This is a genomic window from Paenibacillus sp. FSL R5-0923, assembly GCF_038009145.1.
GTDB lineage: Bacteria > Bacillota > Bacilli > Paenibacillales > Paenibacillaceae > Paenibacillus_AQ.
This window is the reverse complement of sequence record NZ_JBBPAT010000001.1, coordinates 4,664,184-4,683,963: the sequence shown is the minus strand read 5'-3', so window position 1 is coordinate 4,683,963 and position 19,780 is coordinate 4,664,184. Positions and strand designations below refer to the sequence as shown.

The window sequence follows — 19,780 nt, the reverse complement described above, 5'->3', positions numbered from 1 at the left end:
GAGTGGTCACAAGATGAAGGATACAATGCGAATTGGAACATTAGTAGGCGGCGGCGACGCTGTAAGAGTGATTCCACAAATAGTAGGACATGGATTTGAATCTTTTAGCTTAACCTTCTGGCAAACTACAGGGAAAACAGATCTCGTGGAAACTGGAAAGCGTGTGCAAGAGCTTGCAGCAGAACATGACTTCGTGATCTCATCTGTTGGGATCTTCGGCAATCCATTGACGAATACTGGTGATAATTCCGATGCAATCGCGAGCTGGGAGCGACTGATTGATCATGCTCATTTGTTCGGAACGGATATGGTATCAGGTTTTACAGGAAGGTTACCAGGGGTATCCATTGATGAATCTATTCCGAAGTTCACCGAGGTGTTTGGAGAGTTGTCCAAAAGAGCAGCGGATCGCGGTTTGCGAATTGCCTTCGAGAACTGTTCCATGGGTGGAGACTGGGGATCAGGTGACTGGAATATTGCTCACAATCCATTAGCTTGGGAGAAGATGTTCAATGCTGTGCCTGCTGATAATATAGGACTCGAATGGGAGCCATGTCATCAGATGGTCCAATTAATTGATCCGATTCCGCAGCTTCGTAAATGGACAGATAAGATCTTCCATGTACATGGTAAGGATGCCACCATCGCTTGGGATATCGTAAAAGAATATGGAATTCATGGCCCCAATCCTTATGTATGGCACCGTACTCCCGGCTTTGGAGATACGAACTGGACTGATGTTATTTCTATTTTGCGTCAGGCAGGTTATAAAGGTACGATTGATATTGAAGGCTGGCATGATCCTGTTTATCGGGATGAGCTGGAAATGATGGGACAAGTACATGCTTTAAATTATTTAAAACAATGCCGGGGCGGTAGCTTTGTACCTAATCCGCTGTAACCGTAGAGGGGGAGAATGATGACAGCACAGTACCGTGTAGCGGTTGCAGGTTGCGGAGGAATGGCTAACGCCTGGATTGAATACGCTTTATCACGTTCAGATACTCAGATTGTTGCACTTATAGATATACGATTGGAGTCAGCACAAGCGATGGCGGCAAAGCATGAGATTTCTTGTCTGACGTTTACTGACATTAAAGAAGCAATTCAGGCGACTGAAGCTAATCTTGTGTTTGACGTTACAGTTCCAGGAAGCCATTACAGCATTTCTAGCACTGCATTAGAACTCGGATGTAATGTGTTTAGTGAGAAGCCACTGGCCGAGACTATGGAAGAGTGCACTAAGATTGTTGAGATCTCTGAAAGAACCGGAAATGCCCATGCTGTGATGCAGAACCGACGTTATGACCCTCGTATTCGTTCTTTGCGCAACTTAATCGAGTCTGACACCATTGGTAGAGTAGGATACATCAGTTCTAGCTTTTTCCTCGGCGCTCATTTCGGAGGGTTCCGTGATGTCATGGAAAGTCCTCTGCTGCTGGATATGGCGATTCATACCTTTGATCAGGCCCGATTTATTAGTGGAGCCAATCCGATTTCCGTTTACTGTCAGGAGTTTAATCCTCCCGGATCATGGTATAAGGGGAATGCGTCGGCAGTGTGTATCTTTGAGATGTCGGACGGATCTGTATTTACTTATCAGGGGTCTTGGTGTGCAGAAGGTGCCTCTACCTCTTGGGAAGCAGCTTGGCGTCTGAATGGGGAAAAAGGAACTGCGATTTGGGATGGTCATGAGATGCCATATGCAGAGGTAGTCGTATCAGGAGATCAGAGTGATAAATTTATTCGTGATGTAGAGCGTGTAAATGGAGAAGCTGTTAATATGGACAAAACCTTCCATCAAGGATGTTTGGAGGAAATGTTCCTTTCACTAGCAGAAGAGCGTCCAGCAGAGACAAATTGTAGAGATAATCGGTATAGTATGGCAATGGTATTTGGAGCGCTGGAAAGTGCTAAAACAGGTCAGAAAATTGATCTAGTAGAGTTCATGAGTACCTCAGAGTGATGAAAACCTTTTGTTAATTTTATCCAAACTTTAATGTTCATGTTATGATAGATAAGAACATTATTCGGGGAGGATATTATGTACAAAGCCATTATATTTGATCTAGATAATACATTAATAAATTATAGTGCTTGTGAAATCGAAGCGATGAAAAGAACCTGTAACGATCATAATCTCTTCGTAGAAGATATTGAGGCGTGGTCTTTATTTTATGGAGAGTTTTCAGGTCATAATTTTCGCCATTGGATGAACTTTGTGGGTGGTGGTGAGGTGAAGACTATAGGAGAGGTATTGAGGTATTCTTTTAGAGACACCCTTAAACAGGATCAGCTTTTTCATAGCAAACTGTCAGATACTTATTGGGATTATTTTTGCAATTCCTGTTATTTTGAAGAAGGAGCGGAACAGATCTTAACTTCATTTAAAGATAAGTATGCTCTGGGGATTATCACCAATGGGATCAGTGAGGCACAAAGAAAAAGACTGCAAGCCGGTAAGATCTATGAAATATTCAAATCCATAATGATCTCTGATGAGGTAGGCATCCGAAAACCTGATAAAAGGATTTTTGAAATGTCTTTAATAGATCTACAGCTAAGCAATCATGAAGTGCTGTTCGTTGGGGATTCTTTACAAGATGATTACCATGGTGCTGTGAATTCTGACATTGACTTCTGCTATTACAATCGCCAGAATATAGAGGTTCCTAAAGACCTCAAGCCTAACTATATGATTAGTTCTCTTCTGGAGCTTAAAGATGTAGTGGGGTTGTAGCAATGCCAGCAAGGAGAACAAGCAATGGAAATTAGAGCTTATCAAGAATCGGATATTAGTCAGCTTATCTCATTGTTCTATGAGACAGTTCATTTCGTAAACAAACAACATTATTCACAAGAACAGCTTGATGCTTGGGCACCTAAAGAGGAAAAGACCCTCAAACTTGATGCTTGGAGCACTTCTTTACGTCAAAATATTACTTATGTAGCCGAAATTAACGGGTACATAGTTGGCTTTTCGGATATGACGTTGGAAGGACATTTGGATTGTCTTTATGTCCACAAAGATTTCCAAGGCCAAGGCGTAGCCTCTGCTCTCGTGAACAAGCTTGAAATGAAGGCGAGAGAGCTTGGTCTTCATGAAATGGATACCGAAGCAAGTATTACAGCTAGACCCTTTTTTGAACGACAGGGATACCAGCTTATGATGAAACAAAGTGTAGAACGAAAAGGAGTACTGTTAGTTAATTATCGGATGAGTAAAAAGCTAATTTAATCAAAAAAGCAGATTGCTATGGTGAGCAGTCTGCTTTTTTATCTATTGAAGGAGGATCAATCAACAAGCTTTATTTGGATGAAGAATAACGATTTATAAAATTAGCGATTCCATTTGGAACGAATTTGTTAACTTCATTATTAAACAGGTCTGTATAGTTTGCAGTGATAACTTTACTTGGTACTAACGTCAAGTTTGAAAAATATTGCTTATACGCCTTATCATAGGCGGATTTATTCACTTCTTTTTGATTTACATAATAGCTTGGCAAATCATCCGTTTTTTCTTGATCTGGAATGTCGACCAAGAATATCTCTTTGTCATTAAATTTGGTTCCTTGGAAACTAATCTCGAAAACCTGCAAATTAGAATTGTACGAACCACTGCCATCTACAAAAGCGATATAACGTAATGTTCCATCTTTTTTGTTCTTATAGAGATGCAGGCCACGATTTTCATCGCGCGGTAGAAATCCACCCATACCTACATTAAATATACCCTCTGAAATATCCTTCAGTTTTCCTTGATAATTGAATGGAATGACTTTTCCATTTTGGACGGTTAGAGCAATGTTGATGGGCTGAATGAATCGTAAAGAATACCCCTGTATAAGTTCAGGAGTACCATCAAAGTTCAAATCTACTAAAGTGAAATAATTGAAGTCGCCGTCATAAGACCTATCTCTAGTAGCATCCATTAACGTTTTCTTGATATACTCAGAGTAAAGTGTCTTCCATGATTTTGCAGTTGCTGCTTTTGCTGACGCAGTAATTGGAATACTCCCCAATAATAAAAGTAATGTTACTATGATCCACGCAGTTCGCTTCATGACTCATTAGCTCCTTATCATATTACAATGTACTGGAAATTAATATTACTATTGTTAGATAATATGTTCCAGTAATAATATGGTATATGAAGGGTGATTAGTCATAAATCAATTTCATTAAAGCCTCCGAGTCAAAACGATCTCCTTGCACTAACCATTGACCATCCACATCAAACATAGTCAGTATTCCCTCCAAAGGGACACGTTTACTTTCTTTGTCATCCTTATCCAACATAACAAGATCACAAGTATATTTTAACTCAACAATATTTTTCTTTTGTTCGGAAAGGGTGAACTTTAGATTATCTGGTTTTAAAGAAAGCTTTTGTTTATTAGCGATTTGAAAAGGGATAGTTGTGATTCGGCTTCCTATAGCTTTTTCGGTATAGTATTCAGTAAAGTACGGTTTCATTTCTTCATTTCGGGCTAGAATGGATTCCTCAGAAAATAAGTCATCAGAAACCTTAATGGTATATTCAACATTTTTGTACTTCTCAGCGGCTTTAGTGGCATCATCCACTTCTGAACTACAGCCCATAATTAACGTTAGGGATAATAAAATCATACTCAATATCAACGGTGATTTACGCATTCGAACACCTCCATGTAATTGATTCTGTATTATTATACTTATATTACCATACATTAGTTTCACAGCTTCAAGAAGGAAATGATTCAATTCCCTAAATATGGTATGGTGTAAGTATTACTATCAATAACCTAAAGGGATGGGATACACTTGAGTTTTTTTCCTATTACATACTCACTGTTGGCAACAGACGCATTATTACATATTAAAGAGCATTATGAGATTCCAGAACCAGTACAGTTGCAGTATTTTCTTAGAGGCATGAACGATACATACATCTTAGAAACGGCATTGGAAAAATACATCTTTCGTGTTTATCGTGCGGATAGACGGAGTAGATCGGAGATTGATTTTGAATTAGAATTGTTGAACGATTTGCACGAAAAAGGTGTAAACGTCTCCATTCCTATTCCTCGAAAAGATGGGATCATATTTAATGAATTTTTGGTGCCTGAGGGTGTGAAGTATGGCGTTATGTTTAGTTTTGCTGTAGGAAATGAAAAGCCTATTCATGCGGTAGAAGACAGCTATTTATTTGGTCAGTCAGTTGCACAAATCCACACAGCTACGGACAACTTTAAGAGTGAACATGTAAGAGGTAAGCTTGATTTTGAACATTTAATTGAGGAACCGCTTCATACGATCAAACTGCATATGAGCCATCGACAAGAGGATTATCAATTCCTGTATGACCTTGCCATACAATTAAAAGCGCAGATTGAAGTACATCTGGAAGCGGGGCTCGACTGGGGCATCTGCCATGGCGATTTGCATGGGAATACGAATGTGACTTTCACGGACGAAGGGAAATTAACTCATTATGATTTCGATATTTGTGGTTACGGATGGAGAGCCTATGATATCGCTGAGTTTAGATTGGCAAGAGAGATTCATAGCGGCCATGATAAAGATGAAGTAGAACGGTTATGGGCATCATTTTTAAATGGATATAAAAGTTTAAGAGATCTCAGTGACAATGATATTAGTGCTGTACCTATGTTCGTTGCGCTTAGACAGCTTTGGTTATTTGCTTTATGTTTCAGTGAAGGTGAGCTTATTGGTGCAGCTGACTTTGACAATGGATTTATCGACAGTAAAATGGATTATTTCAGAAATTTAGAGGTGATCAAATGAATGATGAATTGGGCAGTAAAGAGGCCATAAAAAGATGGGATAAATACGCAGAACTAATCTCAACTTCGTACAGCAAAAACGGGGATATCCATCGAGAAATTTTTTTGAATCCAGCTTTATTCAGTCTTATGGGTTCTGTTGAAAATAAGAAGGTGCTAGATGCAGGCTGTGGTGAAGGATATTTAAGCAGAATGTTAGCTAAGGCAGGTGCCTCAGTCACTGGCGTTGATTACTCGCAGAACATGATAACGATAGCCAAGAGTAAATCACCAGAGGAATTAAAGATAAACTTCCATCATGGCAATTGTGAAGATCTCAGCTTTCTTCAGAATGAGAGTTATGATCTCATCGTTTCTAACATGGTGATTCATGACTTATCTGATTATGAGATGGCGATTCATGAAATGTATCGGTTGTTAGTTGATGGAGGGACGTTTATATTCTCAATTCCACATCCTTGCTTTGTAACCCCTGGTAGCGGATGGGTGAAGTCGGATACTGGTGAGAAGCTTTATTGGAAAGTAGATAATTATTTTTACGAGGGCACTTATAATCAGATCTTCCCTATAGATCAAGAGGAAAAGTTTCTGATTTTTCATAGGACGTTATCCAGTTATGTAAATACGATTGTACGGGCTGGCTTTCAAATTGAAGAAATGATCGAGCCGAAGCCATCTGCTGAAATGCTTGAGAAGTATCCGTCTTTTGAGGAGGATTTTCGCTGCAGCGATTTTTTGGTTTTTAAACTGCGAAAATAGGGGGGAGAAAGATGAACCATAATATTTTCAAAGAAGTTATAGACTCTGAAGAAGAGTTAAGGTCAATGTATGGGTATCCCAGTGAATTGGTTAACAATAAGAGTATAACCTTCATCGATCATCATTGCCGAGATTATATATCCAAATCACCGTTACTCTTTATAGCAACAAGTGATTCATCAGGCAATTGTGATGTATCTCCGCGTGGGGATGCTGCAGGTTTTGTATATGTGTTAGACGACAAACATTTAGTGATTCCTGAGCGACCTGGTAATCGACGGTTTGATTCTTTGCGCAACATCCTTTTAAATTCAAAAGTGGGTTTGATATTTATTATTCCCGGTCTTGAAGAAACCTTAAGAATAAATGGACATGCAAGGATTATCAAAGATCAAGAAATAATGGTTCATATGGAGGCTCAAGGTAAACTACCGAAATTGGGCATTGCCGTTGAAGTGGAAGAGTGTTATATGCATTGTGCTAAAGCTTTTAAAAGATCACATCTATGGGATGATACGTATTGGCCATTGAAAGCAGAGCTGCCTAAACCCTCAGTAATCATTGCAGAACATGCGAAAGAGCTTGGGATTTCTCAAGAGGATGTATCAAAGGGATTAAAGGATAGCTATGAGAATCGGTTATATTAGAAATGAAAGGATTAACTAAGATGAGCAAAGCTTTAAAACTCACTCCAGGGAATAAAGTAGGACTTATCGCTTGTTCTGATGGTGTGAGACTGGAGAACCTGCCTAAAGTAGAAGAATTAATTAGAATTCTGAACTCAGTTGGTCTAGAGGTAGTAATGTCTAACACCTTGTTTAGAAGAGATGGTTATTTCAGTGGCAATCCTAAGGAAAGAGCAACGGAGTTGAATCGTCTATTTAATAATGATGAAATTCTTGCGATTTTTGATATTTCAGGTGGGGATTCCGCGAACCAGATCTTGGAATATCTCGACTACGATAATATTCGTTTGCATCCGAAGCCTTTTTTCGGAATGAGTGACTTGTCCGTTATTTTGAACGCTTTACATACGCAAAGTAATTCAAAATCCTATCACTATCAGTTGATGAATCTCGTATCTTCTGATGGTGCGGAGCAGCAAGCTGCTTTTTATCGAACATTTTTCGAAGGACATAACGATCTTTACGATTTCGACTTTCATTGGGTCCGTGGGAACCAGATGAGTGGGATTGTAATTGGCGGCAATATTCGATGTTTTATGAAGCTAGCAGGAACAAGTTATTTTCCAGACCCTTCGAACAAGATTTTATTCTTAGAGAGTTTAAGTGGCAGAGCTAACAAAATCGTCTCCTTATTTGCTCAGCTTCAGCAAGCTAGAACTTTTGATAAATGTGCTGGAGTGATTCTTGGGTCGTTTACTGAGCTTGAGAGCTATAATGAATTTTCAATCGTTGAAGCGTATTTGAAGGAAATCAGCGGGATTCCTATCGTGAAGACGAACGAGATCGGGCATGGTAGTGACAGTAAGTGTATTGTTGTGGGTGAGAATATAACTTTATAAGATCAAATTTACTACTAAGAGGGTGTTCAGTTGCTGGATTCATTTACTAAAAAGAGAATTGAAAAGATATTGTCGACTTACATTGAAGCGAAGATTCCAAAGCATGTAAGAAACCAAATCAGGCTTAACTATAAGTTCAGAGGGAATAGCGTTACTTTAAATGAAGAAAGGCCTGCATATATGAGTGAAGTATGGGTAGAGTTACCCATCGCACAATTTCGATTTGAAGAAAATAAATGGAAAATCTATTGGAGAGATAGTAAGAAATGTGGCATTTTGTCGATGATTTTGCCCCCCAAGATGATTTTGAGAAGCAACTGGAAATTGTTGATAACGATAGTAGAGGCATGTTCTGGAGTTAAGCACATAAAGGAGAGTTAAGATGTCTACAAACGACTATCCATCTAAAGAAGCATTGAAAAATGCTATACATACGGCCTACCTGTCTCTTGATCATGAATTTGAGGGCATTGAGAATGCTCAAAAAGACATTCGAATGGAAGGGGGCGATCGTACTCCTGCAGAAATCCTTGCCTATCAATTGGGTTGGTTGAACCTTGTAATGAAATGGGATAGGGATGAAAAAGCAGGTGAAACCGTCATTACGCCTTCACCGGACTATAAATGGAATCAACTTGGCGGATTATATCAATCGTTTTATCATACATATGCTACCTACTCATTAGACGAATTAAGATCTTTATTTAAAGAAACAGAACAGCAATGGCAGAACTGGATTGATTCTTTAAGTGATGAAGAGCTCTTTACACAAGGAGTCCGGAATTGGACAGGGAAGAATCCAAGATGGCCTATGGTCAAATGGATTCATATCAATTCCGTTGCACCGTTCAAGACTTTTCGTTCGAAGATTCGTAAATGGAAAAAGCTCAATGTAACTAAGGAAGTATAAATCAAGCCCCCGCCTAAGAGAAATTTCTGAAGTAGGGGCTGTTTTGAGCTGTTCAATGATCAATATGGAGGATATAGGTTTAGTGGAAGAGAATGTATAGCAGTGGGTGAATAGATTAGAAAAGGGCGGATTATTTTTGAAGAAAACATCTATTATTGTAAGTACATTTATATTATTGATTGCATTAAGCTCGATTATATTTGTCGTGGTAAACAACACTGCTAAACCCATTAAGTATCCTGAAAACATTGAACTAAAAGAGTTGGCGAATGGAAACAAAATACAAGTGGACTTCTCGGAGAAACCCACTGTATTCGTATTTTTCACCTCATGGTGTCCATATTGTAATGACGACGCTCCTAAGATTGTCTCATTGTATGAGAAATATAAAGATAGAGTGAACATATACGGAATCAATTTGCTTTATCAAGATGATCTTTCTGAAGTAGAACAATACGTGGCGGATTACAACATTAAGTATCCCGTTCTCCTAGATGAAACAGGTGATCTCCATAAACAATTTGGTGAACAAGCTTTTCCTGCGTTGTTTTTTATGAACTCTGATGGCAAGGTTATGGATCAAATTATTGGCTCGACTGATTTTGACGCTATTGAGAGCTCGTTTAAGATTTTCATTAAAAACTATGATTAGTGTGAGATATATGAAATCAAAGAAACCCATAATCATCACCGCATTTCTTTCCTTTTTACTTCTGATGCTGATTGTAGTCTATATGATAAATCCTCAACCTGTTAATGCAATGATGGTAGAATTTTCTAGTATGGAGAAGCAAGGTAAGCATGTTTATGTAGAACCAGATATTTCAGAGGTCACAACAACGATACTTTTGAACGATTTCGAACAATCGAGGGAGAGAGTTCCTGGGTTCTTCGAAGATTTAAAAGACAATCCAACCCTTCTTTTTGTTCAATCTCCACACGCTCTAGAGAAGTATGCTCAGAAGAATCGAACGGGCCAGACTTATTATACTTATTGGGGAAATTACATTGTTATTGGTCCAGACGGATTTAACGCGGATGTGATCGCCCATGAATTGATGCATAGTGAGTTAAGAAAGAGGTTGAAGAATAAGGATAAGGTTCCTGTGTGGTTTGATGAAGGTTTGGCTACCTTAGTTGACTATAGATATAACAGCGATAAGTTTATAAGTTTTGACAAGATAAATGAGCTAAGTAGTAGAGATGACTTTTATGAACCCTCACATGTAAAAGAAAATTATGAGATCGCCCATTCAGAAATTAATAGATGGTTTGGAATCGTTGGAAAGTCAGGTTTAGTGGAGCTTATTGATGGATTAAATAATGGAAAAGAGTTCAAAACAATCTATAAATCAATCGAATCCCAAAGCTAGGAGGTTGAGATGAAGAAATTCATTATTGTAATTCTAGCCATAATTGCTTTATTGCCATTGCATACGGTCTCCGCGGATTGGGCCGGTTCGTTTGTTGTTTATTCAGGTGACATCTACGAAATATCAGACGATGAACTCATCCCCTCGGAAGAAATCGATAAGAAGATAGGGCATGTAACTAAATTTTCCGATGAGGAAGGCACGTACAGGGGGAATTTCTCGAATATTTATCCTAAAGGTACGCCCTACTACTCAATTATCAATACCGATCCAAAAGATTTTATTGCTATTAAGACCCAAGAGGATATCTTTGTAAAAGCTTATAATAAAGGCCATTATCCCAATGATGAATTGGTTAAAAAAACGATTTGGATGTATTTCTTATTGGGGACATCGGTTATCGTCTTATTAATAATTTGGATAATAAAGCGGAAGAAAGCAGTGTTGTAGCTAGAACGGCGTGGTGAAATGAGATAACTCTGTACTTGTTTTTTTTGTTTGTGTAATTATTTTTGCATTTCTTTGGGTTTACGTAGAGAGAAAGGAATAAGCGATAACTATGAGTGCATGGAGGAGAATTGCCCAAAAATTGTTTTATGATCTCAGGTTTCATTTTAATCATAAAGATGATTCTATCTATTCTTTATTGGTATTTCTGCGAGATAGAATTATAGAAGCGCATAGAAATAATGATTTGACAGAACAGGAGAAAATTTATAATTATGCGGAGTGGTGTTTTAACCAATATAAGCGAAGTCCTTATATGCATAATGCTATTTGTGTTGGCTTTTATGAACATTTAGTTGAAGATGAAAGTACCTTGCAGGCTATTCCATATAAAGTAAAACCATATATTTTTAAAGATTTACAGGGATTATTCGAATGGATGTTAAACGAGGATAAAGATCGATATATCAAGTTAGTAGAAGAATACAATAGAGTGAACAGTACTGATTTTAATAGGTGAAAAATTCAAGTTCGAAGGGTGAATCTAGTGGAAGAAGTATCTAGTCTAATCAAAAAATTATCATGGGACACACCCCAAGAGGAAAAGGAAGATGCAATTAATAAGCTACAATACATAAAGGATGAAGATTTGCATTTATTAGTACAACCTATATCAAAAGACTATTGGGATGGAGCGGCTGAAACAGTCATACGTTTAGGATATCCACGTGTGAAAAGCATATTGCCGGGTTTACTTGAATGGATACAAGATAGGAATTGGCCAGGCGCGGGGGAAATAGCTGATTTTTTACTTGAAATAGGGGATCCGATGATTCCATATGTTAAAGATGTACTAAATCAACACAGCGATGATCAAGAATGGGTGTACTGGATTTTTGAAGTATTAATTAATCATTGGAATACGGTACAAGTCGTACAGATACAAGCAGAATTAATTAAGATTTCACAGGAAAAAGCCAATGACCTTTCGGCATTGAGAATCTTATTAACTCACGGTATATACGCAAAAGATGTGGTCTGTGAAATAATCCAGTGTAAAAAAGATGTCATTGCTTTTGAACTCAAGGAACTTCATGATACTCATCCTGAAATTGATTGTGAAGCTCTTAAAAAAGAATTCAATGAGATAATCATCAAGCAGCCTAATTTGATTAAATCATTTTATGAGCACAATAAAGAACGTTTTTTTATATGTAATGCGATATCTAACCCCCAAGAAGTTTTAAGAGAAATAGAGATTGTCACAGCAGAGTGTCTTACTTAGTCAGTCTATATGAATTTAAATAAAGGAGACTTATCAGTGAACAACATCAAAGTGCTTCATTATGATGCGTTTTCTCCCTATCCGAACAAAGGGAATCCTGCGGGAGTAGTGTTAGAAGCTGATCATTTAAGCGAAAGTGACATGCAATCGATAGCTCATAAGGTCGGTTTTAATGAAACAGTTTTTGTAGTCTCATCAGAAATAGCTGATTTAAGGCTTAAGTATTTTACGCCAGGCCATGAGATCAATCTTTGTGGACATGCAACAATGGCATCTTTATTTGCTTTAAAAACAAAGGGTATTCTTGGAGAGGCTAGCTCGGTAAAGATCGAAACAAATGTGGGTGTGCTACCCATTCAATTTAGTATGGACAACAATAATCACTTACTAATAAAAATGAAGCAAGATCAACCGAAGTTTATTGAATTTAACGGCGATAGAGCGAAGCTTGCACACGCCATAGGTTTAACCCTTGACGAGATAGAAGAGGATCTGCCTATTGTTTATAGCTGTACTGGCGCATGGACTCTATTAGTCCCGATTAAGAGAATAGATAGCTTTAATAAAATGAAACCGATTAACTCGTTGTTTCCGGAGATTTTAACGCAGCTTCCAAAAGCATCTGTACACCCATTTTCACTCCAAACGCTTGATCCGCACGCTTTAATGCATGCCAGACATTTCTCATCTCCTTATTCAGGAACCGTTGAAGATCCAGTAACAGGTACAGCATCGGGAGTCATGGGGGCTTATTATTTAAAATATATTGATCCGCATTTGGACTCGATCCAATTTGTTGTAGAACAAGGACAAGAAATCGGTAGAGATGGGAAAGTAAATGTAGAAGTGTATCGATTAGATTCTGATAGAATGGATGTGTTTATTTCTGGAACTGCGGTATTTGTGGGGGAGGTAGATTTATGGAGATGATAAAATATACTCAGCTTGGAGTGTATGGAGTCTTAGTGAAGAACGATAAAGTATTACTAATTAAGAAAGCAAGAGGCCCTCATACGGGGAAGTGGGACTTTCCAGGGGGTTCTATTGAGTTTGGAGAGGAGCCGTATGAGGCCCTTAAGAGGGAGTTTTGGGAAGAGACCGGAATTACAAGTTTAAAAGGATTGCTTCATGATTCCATTTCCTATACGTTAATTTATCCATACAGTGATACCCAGTTAGAAGAATTACACCATATAGGGATCATATATAATGTTTCATTGTTAGATGTGAACTTTGAGCTTAAGACCGATGGAGACGGACAAGACTCTGATGGGGCACAGTGGATAGAAATCAAACAACTAAACAACCTTGCTTTAACCCCTTTTGTGAAGAAAATAATGCTGGGTCATTATTAGAACTTTAATGATCTATGTAATGGAGGCAGCTTCATGATTGAAATTGATTGTTTGGGTGAAATCTGCCCAGTACCAGTAATGATGTTAAAAAAACATCAAAAAGTCATTCAGAAGGGTGAAAAGGTAATGCTAGTTACTGATCATAGCTGCGCGAAAGTTTCTATCGCGGATTACTGTCGTGGTTCAAATTTAAATTATTCCATTCAAGAAGTGATTAATGGAGTATGGGAAATTACGATTGAGGTTTAGGCTCAACACAAAGTATCTATTAAAGTCTTTTCAATATATCGAACTAATTGTTTCGTATCGTTGTCACAGCGCTGATTTTGTTTCTTTATCATGTAGACATCGTTATTGACCTGGAACTGATCAATAGGAATGATCTTGAGTTGTTTACTATACAACTCTTTTTTTATGGACATATAAGGGAGAAAGGCGAGACCATGCCCTCTAATGGCAGCAAGCTTTACCGCCTCAAGAGAGTCTAGATTAAAGAGTATATTTAATTTAAGCTCGCCCACTGCATTCAAAGCCCTTTGCACACAATGAAGCTGTGAGGACCAGATTAAAGGATAATTGGGGAGCTCAGTCAATGTGATTTTATCAGGGCAAACGGTCGTATTGCTTGCCACCAACATAACTTGATCTGAAAATACCATATGTGAGCTTAATTCGGATTTTGGAGAGGGACCGGAAATAAACCCGATATCACCTTCTTCAAGAAGTAAACGTTCTTCTACTAAGGGCGATGCCCCTTCATTTAAAGTGATATGGCAATTGGGAAAATGTTTTTTCACCTCATACAAGGTACAAGGGAGAGCATAATTACAGACCTCCGGAATCGCATAAATGGACAGCTCGTGTTGTGTTGGCTGTAAATGATTGATTTCTGTGATCATATCATCATACAATTTACAGATTTGCTCCACGTACTTCTCCGCAATAATCCCTGCTTCGGTTAGGCTAGCGCCTTTATTACTTCTCACAAAAAGTTCAGAACCCAGGGTATTCTCCCATGATTTCAACTGCTGACTAAGTGCGGATTGGGTGATATGAGATTTCTGAGCGGCTTTAGATATACTTTTTAACGAAGCAATATCTAAAAATAATTTAAGCGTTTCCATATTCATACTTATTCCTCCTGTTGCCCGCTGTTAGTGCACACTATAGCATACTTGATTACGCTCCATCTGTGCCATTAGTAACACTTATACAGCATAAAGAAAGCAGATAACCACAGCTTAAATAAGTATGTTACTATTTTCACATAGTCAATTACATAAAAACGATGGAGGTGTTAGACTATGGGGCAAACCGTAAGTCCCGAAACGAGATCAACCCGAACCAGAGCTCCTAGAAAACCTAAAAAGAGTCAGTTGCCCATCGCGTTGCTGGTCACAGCTCTCATTATTGGGTTTGGTTTTTTCCTAGACCATTCCCACGATAAAATGGTTGTCTACCTGCTTTTCGGTATTTCGTTTGGCGTTATTTTGCAAAGATCACGTTTCTGCTTTACTGCATCACTTAGAGATCCCTGTATTACAGGCAGCACATCAGTTACAAGAGCGGTTCTGATTGCTTTTTCCCTTGCAACCATCGGATTTACAGCGATTAAGTACCCAGCGTTTCTAGATGGTAAACCGATTCCTGGGATGGATAATGTGGGTCAAATCAGCTTGGCTTTGATCATTGGTGCTGTATTATTCGGAATTGGCATGGTTATCGCGGGTGGATGCGCTTCGGGTACATTGATGCGTGTAGGTGAAGGATTCACGATGCAGATGCTTTCACTTGTGTTTTTTGTCATTGGTTCACTTTGGGGATCACATGATATGGGTTGGTGGAGAGCTAACGTTATAAAGGATGCACCAACTGTATTTTTGCCTGATGTATTCGGTTGGCTTGGAGCACTGGTTGTTCAGTTCCTGATTATTCTTCTGTTATACATTGCAGCTGTTAAATGGCAAGAGAAAAAGATGGGAAGCGCAGATTAGTTTAGATTATTACGTGAATATTTTCACTATTGTTATTCCAAAAAAATATAAAGGTGGTTTTTAAGATGGCTGAATTTACACTTGATTGCATGGGAGAAGCTTGTCCGGTTCCGTTAATGAGAACAGAAAAGAAAATGACTGAACTCAATGTAGGTGATGTACTAGTAGTAGCTATTGATCATAGCTGCGCAATGAAGAACGTTCCAGAATGGGCGAGAAAACAGGGACATAATGTGGAAATCGAAGAGGTTGATGATGGCGAGTGGGAAGTTGTTATTGAGAAGGTAAAATAGGATCGCTGAGTAGGAAAGGACGGTGAATGAAACGGTGAACGAATTCTGGTTGAAGATATCGTCTAACCGCTTTTACAAGCGCTTGCTCAAAGAACCGTTTACTTATGTAACTGGAGCTGTACTTCTTGCTGTGTTCGCTACAGCACATCTGGCTGTTTTCTCTAAAGGATGGGGAGTAACTAGCGCTTTTGCAGATTGGGGAGCTTGGTTGTATCGATTAGCAGGCGGAAATGTAGATCAATGGGCATATTTTAGTTCGGAAAAAGCACAAAAAACATTATCTTCCGGATTTTTGAATGATGGTGGTTCGATTCGAAATCTAGGGATAATATTAGGTGCTTTAGCAGCGACTTTGTTTGCTTCCGAATTCAAGTTGAAGAAAATTAAGTCCAAAAAGCAGGTTGTAGCAGCGGTACTTGGTGGATTACTCATGGGGTACGGAGCTAGACTGGCTAATGGATGTAATATTGGTGCATTGTTTACGGCTATAGCTTCTTTATCGCTTTCAGGATGGATATTTGGATTGTTCCTGCTGGTTGGTGCATTTATAGGCAGTAAATTATTAGCCAAATTCTTTATGTAAAAGTGAAATAGGCTGAGCTTGTAGCGCTGACGAGAGTCAGCCTATTTTATTAAGGCACAGACTCACAGGAGGGACAAAAGGAATGGAAAAGAAGACAGAACAGTATGATGTCGTCATTATCGGTGGCGGGGCTGCTGGTTTAACAGCGGGAATCTATTGTGGACGTGCAAAATTAAAGACTCTTCTCTTGGAAAAATCACTGGTAGGTGGTCTTGCCACTTATACTAATGAAATAGAAAATTATCCTGGTTTTCCTGAAGGAACGACCGGTACAGACCTTATGGGATTATTTCATAAACAAGCTAAGAAATTTGGTGTGGATTTTAAAATGACAGATGTAAAATCTGTTTCGGTAGCGGAAGATATTAAGGTAGTGGAGACCTTTCGGGTTCGTTATGAGTGCAAGGTCATTATTATAGCCAGTGGGGGAAAACCAAGAATTACCGGGGCAGAAAATGAAGATATGTTCTTATATGATAAAGGAATTTCTTTCTGTGCAACCTGTGACGCTGCAGCAAATACGGGAAAGACGGTTATGGTTGTTGGCAGTGGTGATGCAGCTATTGAAGAAGGAATGTTTCTGACCAAGTTTGCAGATAAAGTAATCGTTTCTGTTATGCATGATCATGGGAAAATGGATTGTAATGAAATTGCCAAAACGCAGGCACTAGAAAACCCTAAAATGGAATTCATGTGGAATACGGTGGTAAGTTCTTTCGAAGGTGAGGAACGTTTGAATTCCGTCGTCCTGCAAAATTTAAAATCTAATGAACTGCAAAACGTAAAGGTTGATTCATGTTTCTTATTTATTGGATATACCCCGAACACAGAAATTTTATCAGGTGTAGTTGAGTTGAATCGAAATGGATATGTCCTAGTCAATGAAAAAATGGAAACAAATATACCTGGTGTGTTCGCAGCAGGCGATGTATGTGATAAGTTCCTTAAGCAAGTGGCTACAGCTGTCGGTGATGGTGCCATTGCAGGGTATGGTGCAGAGAAGTATATCTCTGAATGTGAGACCTATGAGCATCAAATTCTAAATCAAGGAAAACCATCCGTTGTTTATTTATGGAATGCAACTGATCCTTCTTGCCGGGAGCTATTACCACTCTTTGAGGCGTTTGAACAATCCCATACTGAGATCAGGGTCACAAAGGTAGATGTATATAAGTCACCCGGACTTGCTGCCAAGCTAGGAATAGATTCAGTTCCTTCTATTGTTTATCTAGATGATGGAAAGATCCAAAGAGTAATTACAGACAAGATAAGTGATAACATATTGAATGCTCTAACGAATTGATGAAAAAGCCCTATGCAGATATCTCTGCATAGGGCTTTTTTAAATTATGCTTTTATTAAATTGGACGAGCTATTTCAAGAAAGTGTCAAAGTATCAATAATAGTTGTTTTGTCATATACCTTTGAAAGCGCTTAGATATTAAGATTAATTCATAAGATAGCAAATCAACGGAGGGAGAGTAGAGGAGAACCAAGGCTGCAAAAAGAGAGAAAGCCATGAAAGATGCTTTATTTATAAGAATCTAGGTTTAGGAGGACTTACATATGGCGAACGCAAGCGTCGCACCAGACAAGACATCAAGACCGAATCTCGGCAAGCATCGGACCAGCGGGATAAGACGCTTTTTTAAGCAAATAGATCTGCAGCTTATGGTATTGCCAGCACTTGTTTTAGTTTTTATTTTTGCCTATATCCCCATGTACGGTATTCTAATCGCTTTTCAAGATTACAAGTTAGGTAATAGTTTTATTAGCAGTGATTGGGTTGGATTAAAGCACTTTATTTACTTCTTTAATGCTCCTGAATTTGAAGTGGTTATGAAAAATACAATCATAATCAGCTTACTGAAGTTCTGTTTTGGATTTCCTGCACCGATTATTTTGGCGTTAATGCTGAACGAAGTTCGTAAGATGTTCTTTAAACGGGTTATTCAGACCGTTACATACTTGCCTCACTTCTTATCGTGGGTGGTTATCGGCTCGATGGTTACCTCGATGCTATCCGTAGATAATGGCAGTATAAATATGCTGCTTGAGAAATTGAGATTTATCGATGAACCGATTAACTTCCTGTCTATGACCGAATATTTCTGGGGCATTTTAGTTACAACCAATGTGTGGAAGGAAATTGGATTTGCCTCGATCGTTTACTTAGCTGCCATTGCTGGTATTGATCCGCACTTATACGAAGCTGCTTCGATGGATGGTGCGAGTCGCTTTAAACAGATATATTTGATTACGTTGCCTTCCATTATGCCAGTTGTGATCATCTTTATGATTCTGGCAATCGGTAATCTGGTGAATGCAGGATTTGAAGATATTTTGATCCTTGCTTCCAATCCGGCTCTACGAGAGGTATCAGATTCAGTTGATGTATATGTTGTACGTGTCGGTATAGATAACTTCAGGTACTCCTATGCGACTGCTATCGGATTGTTCAAGGCCGTTATCAGTGTGACATTACTTACCTTTGCAAATTTCATTGCCAGAAGAGCGGGAAACAGCTTGTGGTAATGAATTACTCAATATAGGGGGACTGAATTATGAAACGTACTAACATAGGAGACCGATTGTTTATTGGATTCATATATGTATTCTTGACCTTACTGGCATTCTCCGCGTTTTATCCATTTTGGAATTCACTTGTGATTTCTTTTAATGAGGGGATGGATACTTCCAAAGGCGGAATTACTTTCTGGGTCCGTGAGTTCACGCTTGAGAATTATAAGATCGTATTTGAAGATTCTCGTTTAATGGGTGGATTCGTCATTGCAACATTGCGGACGGTAATTGGTACAGTAACAGCGATATTGGCCACTTCGATATTTGCTTATGGGATGTCGAAGCGCGAACTAATGGGTCGCAAATACTACATGATTATGTGTATCATTACAATGTATTTCGGTGGGGGACTCATTCCGTCATACATGCTTATCAGAAGTTTAGGCCTCTTCAACTCATTTTGGGTGTTTATTATTCCTGCACTTGTCAGCGTATGGAATATGATCATATTCCGGACCTTCTTCCAAGGTCTTCCGCAAGGTTTAGAGGAGTCAGCAAAGATTGATGGCTGCGGATACTGGGGAACTTTTCTCCGAATCGTACTTCCCTTGTCAGGGCCTGTCATCGCAACATTATCATTGTTCACAGCAGTCAATCACTGGAATGAGTGGTTCGTAGCGAGTATTTACATTACGAAAGAGGAGTTAATGCCGATTCAGACCATCTTGAGACAGATTTTGTTCTCTAATATTGCTTCAGAACAGCTGTCTAATGTAGATGCAAGTTCCATTGCTCATATTAACTCAGCCAAGAAAATAACGTCGAAGTCATTAACGATGGCTACGATCATGGTTGCAACCATTCCGATTGTATGTGTATACCCATTCCTACAAAGATTCTTCGTTAAAGGTGTCTTGGTCGGATCATTGAAAGAGTAGGATGAT

27 protein-coding genes and 1 pseudogene are annotated in these 19,780 nt (G+C 38.7%); 25 read left to right on the top strand and 3 right to left on the bottom strand.

Features of this window, described 5'->3' with window-relative positions; all coding sequences use genetic code 11:
- The first annotated feature begins 13 nt into the window (after positions 1 to 13).
- The 4 genes from MKX35_RS20890 to MKX35_RS20875 all read left to right on the top strand — a co-directional run bounded on the left by MKX35_RS20890 (position 14) and on the right by MKX35_RS20875 (position 3,238).
- Positions 14 to 901 carry a sugar phosphate isomerase/epimerase family protein gene (locus MKX35_RS20890; protein ID WP_076286382.1) on the top strand — a complete coding sequence of 296 codons (888 nt, stop codon included), beginning with the start codon at positions 14 to 16 and terminating at the stop codon, positions 899 to 901.
- An 18-nt stretch (positions 902 to 919) separates the two neighbouring features.
- The gene (locus MKX35_RS20885) at positions 920 to 1,966 is read left to right on the top strand and encodes a Gfo/Idh/MocA family protein (RefSeq protein ID WP_076286381.1); all 1,047 of its coding nucleotides are present in this window, start codon (positions 920 to 922) and stop codon (positions 1,964 to 1,966) included.
- A gap of 78 nt (positions 1,967 to 2,044) precedes the next feature.
- Positions 2,045 to 2,740 (top strand): HAD family hydrolase, encoded by a 696-nt coding sequence (locus tag MKX35_RS20880; RefSeq protein ID WP_076286380.1) that lies wholly within the window; start codon positions 2,045 to 2,047, stop codon positions 2,738 to 2,740.
- A 24-nt stretch (positions 2,741 to 2,764) separates the two neighbouring features.
- A complete protein-coding gene (locus MKX35_RS20875) occupies positions 2,765 to 3,238 on the top strand; it encodes a GNAT family N-acetyltransferase (RefSeq protein ID WP_076286379.1) in 474 nt (157 codons plus the stop codon).
- 70 nt (positions 3,239 to 3,308) lie between these two features.
- Here the strand turns inward: MKX35_RS20875 and MKX35_RS20870 are convergent, their stop codons facing one another.
- Complete coding sequence (locus MKX35_RS20870; RefSeq protein ID WP_076298915.1) at positions 3,309 to 4,067, bottom strand: hypothetical protein; 759 nt, start codon at positions 4,065 to 4,067, stop codon at positions 3,309 to 3,311.
- Positions 4,068 to 4,164: 97 nt separating this feature from the next.
- Complete coding sequence (locus MKX35_RS20865; protein ID WP_042187835.1) at positions 4,165 to 4,659, bottom strand: hypothetical protein; 495 nt, start codon at positions 4,657 to 4,659, stop codon at positions 4,165 to 4,167.
- 147 nt (positions 4,660 to 4,806) lie between these two features.
- On the opposite strand from MKX35_RS20865, the gene MKX35_RS20860 reads away from it, so the two are divergent.
- The 15 genes and pseudogenes from MKX35_RS20860 to MKX35_RS20790 all read left to right on the top strand — a co-directional run bounded on the left by MKX35_RS20860 (position 4,807) and on the right by MKX35_RS20790 (position 13,692).
- Positions 4,807 to 5,790: a phosphotransferase enzyme family protein gene (locus MKX35_RS20860; protein WP_076298916.1), complete on the top strand. Its 984-nt coding sequence runs from the start codon at positions 4,807 to 4,809 to the stop codon at positions 5,788 to 5,790.
- Positions 5,787 to 6,548, top strand: coding sequence for a class I SAM-dependent methyltransferase (locus tag MKX35_RS20855; protein WP_076286376.1), 762 nt, complete (start codon positions 5,787 to 5,789; stop codon positions 6,546 to 6,548). The genes MKX35_RS20860 and MKX35_RS20855 overlap by 4 nt, the downstream gene beginning before the upstream one ends.
- 11 nt (positions 6,549 to 6,559) lie before the next feature.
- Positions 6,560 to 7,195, top strand: coding sequence for a pyridoxamine 5'-phosphate oxidase family protein (locus tag MKX35_RS20850; protein WP_076298917.1), 636 nt, complete (start codon positions 6,560 to 6,562; stop codon positions 7,193 to 7,195).
- A gap of 20 nt (positions 7,196 to 7,215) precedes the next feature.
- On the top strand, positions 7,216 to 8,073 hold the full coding sequence (locus MKX35_RS20845) for a S66 family peptidase (protein WP_076298918.1): 858 nt from the start codon (positions 7,216 to 7,218) through the stop codon (positions 8,071 to 8,073).
- A 30-nt stretch (positions 8,074 to 8,103) separates the two neighbouring features.
- Positions 8,104 to 8,277: pseudogene (locus tag MKX35_RS31935) on the top strand (DUF3024 domain-containing protein); the annotation flags it as partial.
- 62 nt (positions 8,278 to 8,339) lie between these two features.
- Positions 8,340 to 8,435, top strand: coding sequence for a DUF3024 domain-containing protein (locus MKX35_RS20835; protein WP_256716266.1), 96 nt, complete (start codon positions 8,340 to 8,342; stop codon positions 8,433 to 8,435).
- 20 nt (positions 8,436 to 8,455) lie between these two features.
- On the top strand, positions 8,456 to 8,983 hold the full coding sequence (locus MKX35_RS20830; protein WP_076298919.1) for a ClbS/DfsB family four-helix bundle protein: 528 nt from the start codon (positions 8,456 to 8,458) through the stop codon (positions 8,981 to 8,983).
- Between the two features lie 136 nt (positions 8,984 to 9,119).
- A complete protein-coding gene (locus MKX35_RS20825; RefSeq protein WP_076298920.1) occupies positions 9,120 to 9,635 on the top strand; it encodes a TlpA family protein disulfide reductase in 516 nt (171 codons plus the stop codon).
- A gap of 10 nt (positions 9,636 to 9,645) precedes the next feature.
- Positions 9,646 to 10,356, top strand: coding sequence for a hypothetical protein (locus tag MKX35_RS20820; RefSeq protein ID WP_143759365.1), 711 nt, complete (start codon positions 9,646 to 9,648; stop codon positions 10,354 to 10,356).
- A 9-nt stretch (positions 10,357 to 10,365) separates the two neighbouring features.
- The gene (locus MKX35_RS20815; protein WP_179086670.1) at positions 10,366 to 10,806 is read left to right on the top strand and encodes a hypothetical protein; all 441 of its coding nucleotides are present in this window, start codon (positions 10,366 to 10,368) and stop codon (positions 10,804 to 10,806) included.
- Between the two features lie 109 nt (positions 10,807 to 10,915).
- The gene (locus MKX35_RS20810) at positions 10,916 to 11,323 is read left to right on the top strand and encodes a DUF7674 family protein (RefSeq protein ID WP_143759367.1); all 408 of its coding nucleotides are present in this window, start codon (positions 10,916 to 10,918) and stop codon (positions 11,321 to 11,323) included.
- 27 nt (positions 11,324 to 11,350) lie between these two features.
- Positions 11,351 to 12,088 carry a DUF5071 domain-containing protein gene (locus MKX35_RS20805; RefSeq protein ID WP_076298923.1) on the top strand — a complete coding sequence of 246 codons (738 nt, stop codon included), beginning with the start codon at positions 11,351 to 11,353 and terminating at the stop codon, positions 12,086 to 12,088.
- 36 nt (positions 12,089 to 12,124) lie between these two features.
- Positions 12,125 to 13,018, top strand: coding sequence for a PhzF family phenazine biosynthesis isomerase (locus MKX35_RS20800; RefSeq protein WP_076298924.1), 894 nt, complete (start codon positions 12,125 to 12,127; stop codon positions 13,016 to 13,018).
- On the top strand, positions 13,009 to 13,443 hold the full coding sequence (locus tag MKX35_RS20795) for an NUDIX hydrolase (protein ID WP_256716255.1): 435 nt from the start codon (positions 13,009 to 13,011) through the stop codon (positions 13,441 to 13,443). The genes MKX35_RS20800 and MKX35_RS20795 overlap by 10 nt, the downstream gene beginning before the upstream one ends.
- A 33-nt stretch (positions 13,444 to 13,476) precedes the next feature.
- A complete protein-coding gene (locus MKX35_RS20790; protein WP_076298925.1) occupies positions 13,477 to 13,692 on the top strand; it encodes a sulfurtransferase TusA family protein in 216 nt (71 codons plus the stop codon).
- A 2-nt stretch (positions 13,693 to 13,694) separates the two neighbouring features.
- Here MKX35_RS20790 and MKX35_RS20785 read toward each other — a convergent pair whose 3' ends face one another.
- Positions 13,695 to 14,573: a LysR family transcriptional regulator gene (locus tag MKX35_RS20785; protein ID WP_076298926.1), complete on the bottom strand. Its 879-nt coding sequence runs from the start codon at positions 14,571 to 14,573 to the stop codon at positions 13,695 to 13,697.
- Positions 14,574 to 14,747: 174 nt separating this feature from the next.
- Between MKX35_RS20785 and MKX35_RS20780 the strand changes: the two genes are divergently transcribed.
- The 6 genes from MKX35_RS20780 to MKX35_RS20755 all read left to right on the top strand — a co-directional run bounded on the left by MKX35_RS20780 (position 14,748) and on the right by MKX35_RS20755 (position 19,774).
- Complete coding sequence (locus tag MKX35_RS20780) at positions 14,748 to 15,437, top strand: YeeE/YedE thiosulfate transporter family protein (RefSeq protein WP_076286369.1); 690 nt, start codon at positions 14,748 to 14,750, stop codon at positions 15,435 to 15,437.
- A gap of 65 nt (positions 15,438 to 15,502) precedes the next feature.
- Positions 15,503 to 15,730, top strand: a complete 228-nt coding sequence (locus tag MKX35_RS20775; protein ID WP_036678256.1) for a sulfurtransferase TusA family protein — start codon at positions 15,503 to 15,505, stop codon at positions 15,728 to 15,730.
- Between the two features lie 22 nt (positions 15,731 to 15,752).
- A complete protein-coding gene (locus tag MKX35_RS20770) occupies positions 15,753 to 16,313 on the top strand; it encodes a YeeE/YedE thiosulfate transporter family protein (protein ID WP_256716256.1) in 561 nt (186 codons plus the stop codon).
- Between the two features lie 82 nt (positions 16,314 to 16,395).
- Complete coding sequence (locus MKX35_RS20765) at positions 16,396 to 17,616, top strand: FAD-dependent oxidoreductase (RefSeq protein ID WP_076298927.1); 1,221 nt, start codon at positions 16,396 to 16,398, stop codon at positions 17,614 to 17,616.
- Positions 17,617 to 17,879: 263 nt separating this feature from the next.
- The gene (locus MKX35_RS20760) at positions 17,880 to 18,848 is read left to right on the top strand and encodes an ABC transporter permease (RefSeq protein ID WP_042127372.1); all 969 of its coding nucleotides are present in this window, start codon (positions 17,880 to 17,882) and stop codon (positions 18,846 to 18,848) included.
- Between the two features lie 29 nt (positions 18,849 to 18,877).
- Positions 18,878 to 19,774 (top strand): carbohydrate ABC transporter permease, encoded by an 897-nt coding sequence (locus tag MKX35_RS20755; protein WP_042127373.1) that lies wholly within the window; start codon positions 18,878 to 18,880, stop codon positions 19,772 to 19,774.
- The last annotated feature ends 6 nt before the right edge of the window (positions 19,775 to 19,780 follow it).